Raw genomic sequence first — 12,358 nt, forward strand, 5'->3', positions numbered from 1 at the left:
ACTGCAGGGGGGACCCTGTGGGAGAGTAGGACGCCGCCGAACAATTATTCCGGGAAAGCCCCGCACCTCTGGTGCGGGGCTTTTCTGCGTTCACGGGCAGGTGACAACCACGGCTCCTCGTGGTGAGTGCGTGGTGTGGTTGGCAGGGAGTGTTGGATCAGAGCCGGCCGGTTCCCTTGAGGGCCAGGTAGGCATCGGCAAGAGCCGGGGCCAGATGGTCCGGGGTGGCGTCGACGACCACTACGCCATGGCGCTGGAGCTGCTCTGCAGTGCGCTGCCGCTGAGCTTTGGCCTGGGCCGCCGCTGCCGCCTCGTAGACCGCGTCCACCGCGCCCCGGGACTCGGCCATCTGCTCGATGTGCGGGTCGGCCACGGCAGCCACTAGCACCGTGTGGCGCTGAGTCAGCTGGGGAAGGACAGGGAGCAGACCCTCCTCGATGGGAGCCGCGTCCAGGCTGGTGAGGAGCACGAGCAGAGAGCGACGAGGGGCGCTTGCCAGGGCCGCGGCGCTGAGTCCTCGGGCGTCCGTTTCCACCAGTTCAGGTTCGAGCGGTGCCATTGCAGTGACCATGGCCGACAGGACTTCACCTGCGGCGCGTCCCTGGACCTGGGCGCGGATGCGGCGGTCATACGCGAGCAGGTCCACACGATCGCCGGCGCGCGCAGCGAGAGCGGTGAGGAGCAGCGTCGCGTCCATTGCAGCATCGAGGCGGGGCACAGCACCGACTCGGCCTGCCGAGGTGCGACCGGTATCCAGGACGATGAGGATGTGGCGGTCCCGCTCGGGGCGCCACGTACGGACTGCGACGGCCGATTGCCGTGCCGTTGCCCGCCAGTCGATGGAACGGGTGTCGTCGCCGGGGACATAGGCGCGGAGGCTGTCGAACTCCGTGCCTTCGCCGCGGGTGAGGACGCTGGTGCGTCCGTCCAGCTCACGGAGCCTGGCGAGTCGGGACGGCAAGTGCTTGCGGCTGGTGAACGGCGGCAGTACGCGCACCGTCCACGGAACTTGATGACTTCCCTGCCGGGCTGCCAGGCCCAGTGGCCCGTACGAGCGTACGGTGATGCGTTCGGCTCGGCGGTCGCCGCGGCGAGTGGGACGCAGGTGCGTGGTGAGGCGGCGGCGTTCACCTGCTGGGATGTCCAGCCTGTGGCGGGACGCCGCCTGTTCCGTACCCGTGAGCCAGCTGCTGGGTGGCCAGGCATCGCGGAGATGCGCGCGCAGGCGCCGACGCGACGCATTGGTTACGGTCAGTTGCACTTCCGCACCATCGCCGAGTCGAACGGTTGTGTCACCGGATCGGGTGAACTGGAGCGTTCGCACTGGCGCGGCCAGGGCGTAGTCGCACAGAATTGCTAGAGAGAGCGGGGCATTGACCGCGAGCATGCCCGTCCAGCTTGGGGCAAGGATGCCTACGGGGAGTGACCCCAAGGCGGCGAGTAGCGCTGTTCGTCCGGTGAGGGTCACGGTCACTGCCTCATCGGGGTACGGGGACGTGGGCGAGGACTGCGGTGATGACGGAGTCAGGGGTGACTCCTTCCATCTCCGCCTCGGGGCGCAGGTGGATGCGATGGCGGAGCGTGGGGAGTGCCAGAGCTTTCACGTCGTCCGGAATGACGTAGTCACGGCCGGTCAACCAGGCCCAGGCGCGGGCTGTGGAGAGCAAGGCGGTAGCACCTCGGGGGGAGACCCCGAGGGAGAGCGAGGGGGATTCACGCGTGGCACGACAGATATCGACGACATAGCCGGCGATCTCGGGGGAAACCGTGGTTTTGGCGACCGCGGCGCGGGCGGATTCCAGGTCGGCGGGGCCTGCGACGGGGCGGACGCCTGCTGAGACCAGGTCGCGGGGGTTGAAGCCGTCGGCATGGCGGGTCAGGACATTGATCTCCTCGTCGCGGGACGGCAGTGGCACCGTCAGCTTGAGGAGGAAGCGATCCAGCTGGGCCTCGGGGAGGCGGTACGTGCCCTCGTACTCGACGGGATTCTGAGTGGCCGCAACCAGGAAGGGGTCCGGCAGGGGGCGGGGGGTTCCGTCGACGGTGACCTGGCGCTCCTCCATCGCTTCCAGAAGCGATGACTGCGTCTTCGGAGGAGTGCGGTTGATCTCGTCGGCCAGGAGGAGGTTAGTGAAGACCGGGCCTGGCTGGAAGGAGAACTCAGCTGTACGGGCGTCGTAGACCAGAGAGCCGGTGACGTCGCTCGGCATCAGGTCAGGGGTGAACTGGACGCGCTTGGTATCCAGCTCGAGTGAGGCGGCGAGGGCGCGGACCAGGAGTGTCTTGGCCACACCGGGTACGCCTTCCAGGAGGACGTGGCCTCGGCAGAGCAGCGCGACGACGAGGCCGGTGACTGCGGGGTCCTGCCCGACTACGGCTTTGGCGATCTCGGAGCGCAGGGCTTCCAGGGATGCGCGGGCTGCGTCGTCGTTCCCGACGGTCTCGATTGTCCCGGCGGGCACTGGGGGCGGGGCGCTCATGAAATGCGTACCTCTCTTTCGAGGGTGTCGAGTTGGTCTGCCAGACGGACAAGGGCGGCGTCATCGGCTGGCGCCGTGCCGAACAGCACGGCGTCGAGGTCGCCTTCGATGGTGCTGAGGCGTGCGGAGACGGCGGGAAGGAGCACCGCGGGGGAGTGAGCATTGCGGGGTGAGATCCCGAGGAGCGGGGCGATGCGGGTGCGAGTGGCGGAGCGCAACGAGGAGGCGGCCCGGTCGCGGGCATTCGCCTTGCGGTAGAGGCGGGCGCGGCCCTCGGTGGATTCGGAGGCGCGAATGGCCACGGGCAGCCGTTCGGTGACCAGGGGGCCCAGACGACGGGCGCGCCATACGGCGGCGAGCACGGCGGCGACTGCGAGTTGCAGGGTTCCCCATAGCCAGCCCGACGGGATCAGGTCGGCGAAGCTGCGGTTGTTATCGGCGTCGTCACGGCCTGCACCGTCTCCGCCGTTCCCGGTGGCGGAGGGGTCAGCGAGCGAGGGGAGGTACCAGACCAGATGCGGGCGGGAGCCGAGAAGTTGCAGGGCCAGGGAGGCGTTGCCCTGGCTGTCGAGACGGCTGTTGTAGAGGAAGTCCGCGGAGCCGAGCACGATGGAGTCGCCGGAGGCCTGCTCCTGGACCACGAGCAGGGTGGGGAGACCCCCGCTGGGGTAGCAGGCGAGGGTTTCGAGGCCATCCGCGGTGTAGCGGAAGCCTCCCGTGTCGGCGGTTCCCGCGCTGTGGGCTGCTGGCAGCAGGCACTGCGGTGCATGAGGGGCAACCGGTCCGGTGGACGTCGTGCGGACCCCGGGGACCAGTGTGTCCACGGACGGGGAACCGGGCGCGAGGAGGACAGTGCGGCCGGCCGAGTCGGCAGTCGCGGCGCGGAGCTCGCTCTGCTGGCCCGGCGTCAGCAGATCAGGGGTGGTGACGAGCAGGGTCGTGTCCGGGCCGACCGCGGTGGTGGCCTCCTCGAGTGTGGTGGCCACCCGTACGGAGACGCCGCGGTCCTTGAGGAGTTCGGCGACGGCCCGGCTTCCGTGCTGATCGGCCGAGCGGGGGTCGAGTCGGCCGTGCTGGGCACCGGAGTGTGCGGTGGCCAGGACGACTCCGGCTGCTATGAGAAGGAGAAGAGCGAGCACCAGGCCGCGGGTGCGGGTCCAGACCTGGCGCGGGGTGGGGGAGACCGAGGTAGGGGGCGCGGTGGAGGCGGCAGTGGGCGCGGTCATGAGGCCGCTCCCTGGGCCGGGGCGGTCAGCAGGGGCTTGGCGTTTTCGAGGTCGAGGTCGAGATCTCGCACCATCAGATACGCCTGCTGGTCGGTGTTCCGGCCGCCGTACATGATGGCGTCGAACTCCCGGGCGGCGGCGCGGAGGGGCAGCGCGTGCGCCGGCAGCGAGTGGCCTGCCTCGGTGGCGGCTTCGTCGGCGGTGCGGCCGGGGCGGGGGTCGAGCAGGGCGCGCTCCTCCAGCGAGCGGACGATGGCGCGCATGCGTTCCTGGACAGCCTCGTCCCAGCGGTGGGCAGCAGCGTGTGCCTCGGCGGCTGTCCGGTGTTCGGCGGCGCTGCGGGGGCTGTCGTCGAACAGGGCGTCGGTGGGGCGGGTGGTGTGTTGCGGGGTGCCCAGCCGCCACCAGAGGGCGGCGGCCAGAGCGATGACGACCAGCAAGAGGGCGATCAGCCCGAGCGGTCCGCCGGGTGCGGTGTTCGAGGCTGCGGAGAAGAGATCGCCGAGCCACCCCCAGAGGCGGTCGAGACCGCGCTGGAGGAGGTTCGGGTCGTTCTCGTGGTACACCGGTTTGGACAGCTCGTGCCTCGCCGCTTCGCGTGCGGGCACACGTGGAGTGTCCACCGGTATGTCGCTGCTCACGTGGATCAGCAGCAGTGCTGTTGTCGCGCCCCCCGCCCCCGTCACGGCATCAGCTCCTGGTGTCGTAGCCGGGCAGGCCTGCAGCCCGGGCGAGTTCGAGGTCGAGTGCCTCGCGACGGATGCGCTGGTCCACGTAGAGCAGGGCCATCACACCGGCGGAGAGCGGGTAGGTGATCGTCGAGATGATCACCTCGCCGATACCGGAGACGATCAGGAATGGCCAGCCGAAGTCGGTGGGCTTCCCGGTGAGGAACGCTCCCATCCCGTTGCCGTCCATGACGATCGCGATGATGCCGAACGGGATCGCGATGATCAGGGTCACGATGAGTGTCAGCAGCCAGGTGAGGATCAGGATGCCGAACGTCCGCCACCAGGCGCCGCGCACCAGTTTCGCGGAGCGGCGCATCGAGACGGTGATCGACTGCCGCTCCAGCATCAGTGCCGGCGGGGCGAGGCAGAAGCGGACCATCAGCCAGATGACGACGGCGGTGGCTGCCAGGAACCCGAGGAGGGCGAGAGCGACGCCGGCGGCGGAGCCGATCAGCACGCCCGGGAGCACGCCCACCGCCATGATGGCGGCGGTCATCAGGGTCAGGAGCAGGGTCAGGCCGAGCAGCTGAAGGAGGCGGGGCCGGGCCTCGGTCCACGCCTCGGAGAGCGTGACGGAACGGCCCACCACCGAGCGGCTGATCACGATGGTGAGCACAGAGGTGGTGAAGAGCGTCGCGATCAGGGTGACGAGCGTCGACGGCGCGCTGTAGATCAGGCTCGACTGCATGGAGTCGGCGGCCTGGCGGAGTGCCTCCGCGCCGGTTGCGTTCGGGTCGACCGAGGCGGGTTCCGGCAGCAGATAGCGCTGCACGAGGATGATCGTGACCTGGGCGATGACGGAGACGGTGAGGGTGATGCCGAGAACCGTGCGCCAGTGCGCGCGCATCGTGGACACCGCACCGTCGAGGATCTCTCCGACGCCGAGCGGGCGGAGCGGGATGACCCCGGGCTTCGCGGCAGCGGGCGGCTGAGCCCAGCCGGCTGCCTGCGGCCTGCCGCCCCAGCCGGGGGTGGGTGGCGGTGCGCCGGGGCCGGAGGTGCCCGGTGGGGACCACTGCCCTGCCGGCGGTTGCGTGGAAGACCAGTTTCCCGCAGGGCCGCTGCCGTCGATGGGCTCGGACGGCCGAGGGACGCCCGCCTCCTGGCCGTCGGAGGGGGCGGATCCGGGCGAGGCCCAGCCCGGAGTGTCGTTCATTCTCGCTCCTTCACGGTCCTGTCCGCTCACCGGGGCGGCAGGTTGGCAGCCATCGTGCCACGCGTTGCTCCGGTACGGGCCGGGTGCTCCATCACCGTCTTACCTTCATATGCGGGCGGCTCACGGTGCAGACTGGGCGGATGGCTGATCTGGACGCGCAATCGCCGGTGGGCATCGAGCCTTCCGCGCTTCCCTCCATCCGCTGGGCCGAGCCCCCGGAAGGCCCCGCAGTGGCGCTCCTCGACCAGACGCGGTTGCCTGCCGAAGAGGTCGAGCTGCTGTGTACGGATGTGCCGGCACTGGTGCGGGCCATTCAGACGCTGGCCGTGCGCGGGGCGCCGCTGCTGGGCATTGCGGGGGCCTACGGGGTCGCTCTGGCCGCGGCCCGGGGCGACGACATGGCAGAGGCTTCTGGGCTGTTGGAGCGTGCGCGGCCCACCGCCGTGAACCTCGGGTACGGGGTGCGGCGCGCGTCGTGGGCGTACCGGGCGGCGCTGGGCAAGGGCGAGGACGCGCAGCGGGCGGCCGCGGTGGCCTTGGCGGAGGCCGAGGCGCTGCACCGGGAGGATGCCGAGGCCAGTCGGCGCATGGCGCAGTACGGGCTCGCGCTCCTCGAAGAGCTGCTGCCCGGCGGCGGGCACCAGCTTCTGACCCACTGCAATTCGGGGGCGCTTGTCTCGGGCGGTGAGGGCACGGCCTTTGCTGTGGCGCTCGGGGCACACCGGGCCGGACAGCTGCGACGGCTCTGGGTGGACGAGACGCGGCCGCTGCTTCAGGGGGCCAGGCTGACCGCGTACGAGGCGGCGCGCCACGGGATGGCGTACAGCTTGCTCACGGACAATGCCGCGGGTTCGCTGTTCGCCGCGGGGGAGGTGGATGCCGTGCTCATCGGGGCCGATCGCATTGCTGCGGACGGGTCCGTGGCGAACAAGGTCGGGAGTTATCCGCTGGCGGTGCTTGCCAAATTCCACCACGTGCCGTTCATTGTGGTGGCGCCGACCACGACCGTGGATCTGCAGACCCCGGACGGGGCATCGGTCATCGTGGAGCAGCGCCCCGGGCGGGAAGTGACGGAGCTCACATCGTCCTGGGTCGGGGCGGGTAGAGAAGTGGGGGGACTGCCTGTCGCACCGCTGGGAACCCAGGCATACAACCCCGCATTCGACATCACGCCGCCGGAACTGATCACGGCGATCGTCACGGAGGAGGGCGCAGTTTCCCCGGTCACGGGGGTCGGGCTGGCAGAGCTGTGTGCCAGATCATCGCAGGTGACGATTAGCTAATGGGATGATGTCGATTATGAAGGGACGCGTCCTTGTCGTCGACGACGACACCGCACTGGCCGAGATGCTCGGGATTGTGCTGCGTGGTGAAGGGTTTGAGCCGTCGTTCGTAGCGGACGGCGACAAGGCACTTGCCGCATTTCGAGAGGCCAAGCCGGACCTGGTCCTGCTCGATCTCATGCTGCCCGGACGGGACGGTATCGAGGTCTGCAGGTTGATCAGGGCCGAGTCGGGTGTGCCGATTGTCATGCTCACCGCCAAGAGCGACACCGTCGATGTGGTGGTGGGCCTGGAGTCAGGGGCCGACGACTACATCGTCAAGCCGTTCAAACCTAAGGAGTTGGTTGCCCGGATCAGGGCACGTCTGCGCAGGTCCGAGGAGCCGGCACCGGAACAGCTGACCATCGGGGACCTGGTCATCGATGTGGCCGGTCACTCCGTGAAGCGGGACGGACAGTCGATCGCCCTGACCCCGCTGGAGTTCGACCTGCTGGTCGCGCTCGCCCGCAAGCCGTGGCAGGTCTTCACCCGTGAGGTGCTGCTCGAGCAGGTGTGGGGATACCGCCACGCCGCCGACACCCGGCTGGTGAATGTGCATGTCCAGCGGCTGCGTTCCAAGGTCGAGAAGGATCCGGAACGGCCGGAGATCGTGGTGACCGTCCGAGGCGTCGGCTACAAGGCCGGACCGAGCTGACGTGTCCTTGGGTAGCGCTGCCCCGAAGCCCGGGGAGCCGGGAGTCCGTACGGGGCGGGCTACCGGTTCCGGACACAGGACGTCCGCGTTCGGACGTCTTCTGCAGGGCGGCCGGTTGTTCCACGACCGGGCGCCCGGCGGTCCTGTGCCGCGACTGTTGATGCGCTGGGTGCGGCGTCCGCTGCTGCCCGCCGTCCGGCTGTGGCGGCGCAACCTGCAGCTGCGGGTCGTCGCGGGCACGCTGCTCATGTCTCTCGGTGTCGTGCTCCTGCTCGGCCTGGTGGTGATCGGGCAGGTCCGCAACGGTCTGCTCGACGCGAAGGGCAAGGCTGCCCAGACGCAGGCCGCCGGCGGTTTCGCGGCGGCCCAGGACAAGGCGAATGCTCCGCTCACCCCCGGTGGGCAGGACGGTGACGCCGGGGACGGCACGACCGCCAACAACTCGTGGCGGACGGAGCTCGTCGACCAGCTCGCCAGCGGCGGCAAGAACGCCTTCAATGTGGTGGCACTCAGCGCCGACGAGGGCAGCCGTGCGCCGCGCGGCTCGGGCAGTGTCGAAGCGGCCAGCATTCCGCAGAGCCTGCGGGAGGCGGTGGACAAGGGGCCCGGCGCGTTCCAGACGTACTCCCTGATCCGGTATGCGAACGGGCAGGAGTCGCAGCCCGGGCTTGTCGTCGGCAAGCGTCTCTACGACATCGACCACAACCCGTACCAGCTCTACTACCTCTTCCCGCTGACGCAGGAGGAGAAGTCCCTGACCCTGGTCAAGGGCACGCTCGCGACCGCTGGACTGTTCGTGGTCGTGCTGCTCGGCGCCATCGCCTGGTTCGTGGTGCGGCAGGTCGTCACCCCCGTACGGATGGCTGCGGGCATCGCCGAGCGGCTCTCCGCGGGCAGACTCCAGGAGCGCATGAAGGTCACCGGCGAGGACGACATCGCCCGGCTCGGTGAGGCCTTCAACAAGATGGCCCAGAACCTTCAGCTCAAGATCCAGCAGCTGGAGGAGCTCTCCCGGATGCAGCGACGCTTCGTCTCGGACGTCTCGCACGAGCTGCGGACGCCGCTCACGACCGTACGGATGGCCGCCGATGTCATCCATGAGGCACGCGTCGACTTCGATCCGGTGACCGCGCGCTCCGCTGAACTGCTCGGCGATCAGCTCGACCGGTTCGAGTCGCTGCTCTCCGACCTGCTGGAGATCAGCCGGTTCGATGCGGGTGCCGCCGCGCTGGAGGCCGAACCGATCGACCTGCGGCAGGTCGTCCGGCGCGTGATCGGCGGCGCCGAGCCGCTCGCCGACCGCAAGGGCACCCGGATCCGGGTGGTCGGCGACGAGCAGCCGGTGATCGCGGAGGCCGACGCGCGGCGCGTCGAGCGCGTGCTGCGCAATCTTGTCGTCAACGCCGTCGAGCACGGTGAGGGTCGGGACGTCGTGGTGCGGATGGGGGTGGCCGGAGGCGCGGTCGCCGTCGCCGTCCGCGACTACGGCGTGGGACTCAAGCCCGGCGAGGCGACCCGGGTCTTCAACCGGTTCTGGCGCGCCGACCCGGCGCGGGCACGGACGACCGGCGGCACCGGTCTCGGACTGTCGATCGCCGTCGAGGACGCCCGGCTGCACGGCGGCTGGCTGCAGGCATGGGGCGAGCCGGGCGGCGGTTCGCAGTTCCGGCTGACGCTGCCGCGTACGGCGGACGAGCCGCTGCGTGGCTCCCCGATACCGCTGGAGCCCGAGGACTCGCGACGCAACCGGGAGAACCGGGGGCTGACCGCGGACGTCGGTACGACCGGGAGCGAGCACCGGCTCACGACGGTGCCGACCCAGCTGGGCGGCCCGGACCGTTCGCCACTGCCTGTACCCGCGCGCGCCCCCGCGGCTCCCCGGACGGCGCCGGCGTCGGTGAATCCGGCCGCCCTGCCCGGTAACGGCGCCCGTGTGGTCGCCCGCCCCCCCGAGGACCGGCCGGGCGACACCATCGACTCTGCTGCGCAGGACCCGGATCGGGAGGACACGACTCGTGGGCGCTGACCGTCGTGAGGGCGGCCGTGGACGTGCGGTGGGGATGATCGCTCTGCTGGGATGCGGCGTCGTGCTGCTGTCCGCGTGCGGCTCGATGCCCGTCACCGGGGACATCAAGGCGGTTGACGCCTCGCAGCCCGGCGACTCCCAGGTACAGGTGTACGCGGTGGCGCCCCGCGAAAACGCCACTCCGGATGAGGTGGTCGACGGCTTCCTGGAGTCCATGACGAGTGACGACCCAGGCTTCCGGACGACCCGGAAGTACCTGACGAAGGAGGCATCGCGCACCTGGAAGCCGAGCGCTTTCACCACGGTGCTCTCCAAGGCGCCGAACCGGAGCCAGCGCCCGGTCCGCGACAGCGACCGCAGCAGTACGGAGCTCACTTTCACGCTGACCGGCGACAAGGTGGCGACGGTGGACGCGCAGAACGCCTACCAGCCCGTCGCGCCGACGGCCTTCAGTCGGAGCCTGCACCTGGTGCGGCAGAACGGCAGCAAGGAGTGGCGCATCGACTTCGTGCCGGACGGCCTGCTCCTCGGTCAGTCCGACTTCAAGCGGCTCTACCGCTCCGTCAACAAGTACTACTTCGCCACCGGGCCGGCGGCAGATCAGTCGACGCTGGTCGCCGACCCTGTCTATGTGCGTAACCGGACGGATCCGATCACGGGGATGGACACCGTGACACAGACGGTCCGCAGTCTCGTCGAGGGACCGACCAACTGGCTGCGGCCGGTGGTCGATTCCCGTTTCCCCACCGGTACGGTCCTGCGCAAGGGCGTCACCGCGCTGGCGCCCGACGACCGCAACGTACTGAAGGTTCCGCTCAACAAGAAGGCGGACGGCGTCGGGCAGCGCTCCTGTCGCATGATGGCCTCTCAGGTGCTGTACACCGTGCGCGATCTGACGTCCGCCCGGGTCGAGCAGGTCGAGCTGCAGCGGTCTGACGGTTCGTCGCTCTGTGTCCTCGGTTCGGGCCAGGCGGAGGAGTTCGCTCCGGACGGTTCCTCGGGTGCCCCCGACAGCCAGTACTTCGTCGATGACGAGGGCCATGTCCAGCGCATCCCGGGAAGCAACAAGGGCAGCGGTGATCCGGAGCCGGTGGCCGGCCCGCTCGGTGACGGACCGGTGCGGATGAGCACGGTCGGCGTGGCCCGCGACGAGCAGCTGGCGGCGGCGGTCTCGCAGGACAGCGCGTCTCTGTACGTCGCCTCAGTCGTTTCGGCGGGTGAGCTCCCCAGGCCCGCCGTGACCAGCAGGGCGAAGAAGCCGGAGGACCGGTTGTCGGCGCCCAGTTGGGACGGGCGGGGTGATCTCTGGGTGGCGGACCGGAATCCGGATGATCGCAGGCTGCTGCGGCTGGCCGGTGGTACGGGCGAGCCGTCGAACGTCAGGGTGCCGGACCTGGGCGGCGCGCGGATCGAGGCGCTGCGGCTGTCGGCGGACGGTGTCCGGATCGCGCTGCTGCTGACCGAGGACGGCCACACCACGCTGAAGATCGGCCGGATCGAGCGCCAGGGGGATCCGGACACCCTGCAGGACGTCTCCGTCGTGGAGCTGCGGAAGGCCGCGCCGCAGCTGGCGGACGTGACCGCGATGTCCTGGTCGGGCCGGAGCCGCCTCGTGGTGGTCGGCAAGGAGCAGGGTGGCGTACAGCAGGTGCGTTATGTCCAGGTGGACGGTTCGGCACCGGCGTCGGGTGTGCTGCCCGGGGCGAATCAGGTGTCGTCGGTCGCGGCAGCGGACGACGAGCAGCTGCCGCTGATGGCGGACACCGAGGACGACGGGATAGTGAAGCTGTCGCCGGGGGACAACTGGCAGACGGTGCTCAAGAAGGGATCGTCGCTGGTCTATCCGGGCTGAGCCCCGGTCCGGGGAGCCCCCCGACCAACGGTTTCGGGGTGCCCCGGACCAACCCTGATCGCGTGGCGAGGGGCGCTCCCTCCTGTTCGGGACGGCAGCGTTTTCCACAGGGGTGGCCGGGTTCGTGCTGTGGGCGCACAGTGGAGGCATGCGGGGGTGGTGGCGGGAGATCGCCGGGCTGGTCCTGCCTGTGGCCTGCAGCGGCTGCGGCGGGCCGCGGGCCGAGCTGTGCGAGGACTGCCGGGCGGCGCTTCACGGAGCGGTGCCGCGACGGGTGAGGCCGGCGCCCGAGCCGGCCGGGCTGCCGGTGGTGCATGCCGCCGCGGCGTACGAGAACGCGGTACGGGCGACGCTCCTGGCCCACAAGGAGCGTGGCGTACTAGGACTGTCGCGGGAGCTCGGCAGGGCGCTGGCGGGTGCAGTCAGGGCCGGGACGGGGCAGGTGGGCGGTCGGCCGGGATCACTGCTGCTCGTTCCGGTGCCGTCGGCGCGGCGGGTGGTGGCGGCGCGCGGGCACGATCCGACGCGCAGGATCGCGCTGTCGGCCGCGGGCGAGCTGCGGCGCGGTGGCGTGCGGGTGCAGGTGGCATCCGTACTGAGGCAACGGCGGCCGGTGGCCGATCAGTCGGGGCTCGGTGCCCGGCAGCGACAGGAGAATCTGGCTGGCGCGCTGGAGGTGGTGGCCGGTGGTGAGCGGCTGCTTGCGACCGAACGGGTGGTGCTTGTGGACGACCTTCTGACGACCGGGGCCTCGCTGGCCGAGGCGGCACGCGCGCTCGTCGCGGCGGGCCTGCGCGAAGACAAGGATCCCGGAATGCGGCAGGCGGCCGTTGTTGCAGCGTCTCCGTCCGCCTTCGAAATAAACCGGAACTGCCCATGAACTTTCATCGTTGCAGGTAGTGAGTGGGCA

General features: G+C 70.1%; 10 protein-coding genes. 5 read left to right on the plus strand and 5 right to left on the minus strand.

Going from position 1 to position 12,358, the window contains the following annotated elements; all coding sequences use genetic code 11:
- Nucleotides 1-157 precede the first annotated feature (157 nt).
- Genes AB0N06_RS31810 through AB0N06_RS31830 form a run of 5 tightly spaced genes read right to left on the minus strand, consistent with a single transcriptional unit; the run spans nucleotide 158 to nucleotide 5,593 of the window.
- The gene (locus AB0N06_RS31810; RefSeq protein WP_366138182.1) at nucleotides 158-1,468 is read right to left on the minus strand and encodes a DUF58 domain-containing protein; all 1,311 of its coding nucleotides are present in this window, start codon (nucleotides 1,466-1,468) and stop codon (nucleotides 158-160) included.
- 10 nt (nucleotides 1,469-1,478) lie between these two features.
- Complete coding sequence (locus AB0N06_RS31815; RefSeq protein ID WP_366138167.1) at nucleotides 1,479-2,480, minus strand: MoxR family ATPase; 1,002 nt, start codon at nucleotides 2,478-2,480, stop codon at nucleotides 1,479-1,481.
- Nucleotides 2,477-3,706 carry a DUF4350 domain-containing protein gene (locus tag AB0N06_RS31820; protein WP_366138168.1) on the minus strand — a complete coding sequence of 410 codons (1,230 nt, stop codon included), beginning with the start codon at nucleotides 3,704-3,706 and terminating at the stop codon, nucleotides 2,477-2,479. Before AB0N06_RS31820 ends, AB0N06_RS31815 begins: the two co-directional genes overlap by 4 nt.
- Nucleotides 3,703-4,392, minus strand: a complete 690-nt coding sequence (locus tag AB0N06_RS31825; protein WP_366138169.1) for a DUF4129 domain-containing protein — start codon at nucleotides 4,390-4,392, stop codon at nucleotides 3,703-3,705. Before AB0N06_RS31825 ends, AB0N06_RS31820 begins: the two co-directional genes overlap by 4 nt.
- Before the next feature lie 4 nt (nucleotides 4,393-4,396).
- Nucleotides 4,397-5,593 (minus strand): hypothetical protein, encoded by a 1,197-nt coding sequence (locus AB0N06_RS31830; protein ID WP_366138170.1) that lies wholly within the window; start codon nucleotides 5,591-5,593, stop codon nucleotides 4,397-4,399.
- A 140-nt stretch (nucleotides 5,594-5,733) separates the two neighbouring features.
- On the opposite strand from AB0N06_RS31830, the gene mtnA reads away from it, so the two are divergent.
- The 5 genes from mtnA to AB0N06_RS31855 all read left to right on the plus strand — a co-directional run bounded on the left by mtnA (nucleotide 5,734) and on the right by AB0N06_RS31855 (nucleotide 12,328).
- Entirely contained in the window at nucleotides 5,734-6,876 is a 1,143-nt protein-coding gene (gene mtnA / locus AB0N06_RS31835; protein ID WP_366138171.1) for an S-methyl-5-thioribose-1-phosphate isomerase, read from the plus strand.
- A 4-nt stretch (nucleotides 6,877-6,880) separates the two neighbouring features.
- A complete protein-coding gene (mtrA, locus tag AB0N06_RS31840; protein ID WP_187740742.1) occupies nucleotides 6,881-7,570 on the plus strand; it encodes a two-component system response regulator MtrA in 690 nt (229 codons plus the stop codon).
- A gap of 1 nt (nucleotide 7,571) precedes the next feature.
- On the plus strand, nucleotides 7,572-9,596 hold the full coding sequence (gene mtrB, locus AB0N06_RS31845) for an MtrAB system histidine kinase MtrB (protein ID WP_366138172.1): 2,025 nt from the start codon (nucleotides 7,572-7,574) through the stop codon (nucleotides 9,594-9,596).
- 34 nt (nucleotides 9,597-9,630) lie between these two features.
- On the plus strand, nucleotides 9,631-11,448 hold the full coding sequence (locus AB0N06_RS31850; protein ID WP_366138183.1) for an LpqB family beta-propeller domain-containing protein: 1,818 nt from the start codon (nucleotides 9,631-9,633) through the stop codon (nucleotides 11,446-11,448).
- A 148-nt stretch (nucleotides 11,449-11,596) separates the two neighbouring features.
- Complete coding sequence (locus AB0N06_RS31855) at nucleotides 11,597-12,328, plus strand: ComF family protein (RefSeq protein ID WP_366138173.1); 732 nt, start codon at nucleotides 11,597-11,599, stop codon at nucleotides 12,326-12,328.
- The last annotated feature ends 30 nt before the right edge of the window (nucleotides 12,329-12,358 follow it).

The sequence above is a fragment of the Streptomyces sp. NPDC051020 genome, from assembly GCF_040683105.1.
Classification (GTDB): domain Bacteria; phylum Actinomycetota; class Actinomycetes; order Streptomycetales; family Streptomycetaceae; genus Streptomyces.

Excerpts from the sequence above, each read along its gene's own strand:
- AB0N06_RS31815 (WP_366138167.1), bottom strand. The coding sequence starts at position 2,480 with ATGAGCGCCCCGCCCCCAGTGCCCGCCGGGACAATCGAGACCGTCGGG.
- AB0N06_RS31820 (WP_366138168.1), bottom strand. The coding sequence starts at position 3,706 with ATGACCGCGCCCACTGCCGCCTCCACCGCGCCCCCTACCTCGGTCTCC.
- AB0N06_RS31830 (WP_366138170.1), bottom strand. The coding sequence starts at position 5,593 with ATGAACGACACTCCGGGCTGGGCCTCGCCCGGATCCGCCCCCTCCGAC.
- mtnA (WP_366138171.1), top strand. The coding sequence starts at position 5,734 with ATGGCTGATCTGGACGCGCAATCGCCGGTGGGCATCGAGCCTTCCGCG.
- mtrA (WP_187740742.1), top strand. The coding sequence starts at position 6,881 with ATGATGTCGATTATGAAGGGACGCGTCCTTGTCGTCGACGACGACACC.
- AB0N06_RS31850 (WP_366138183.1), top strand. The coding sequence starts at position 9,631 with ATGATCGCTCTGCTGGGATGCGGCGTCGTGCTGCTGTCCGCGTGCGGC.
- AB0N06_RS31855 (WP_366138173.1), top strand. The coding sequence starts at position 11,597 with ATGCGGGGGTGGTGGCGGGAGATCGCCGGGCTGGTCCTGCCTGTGGCC.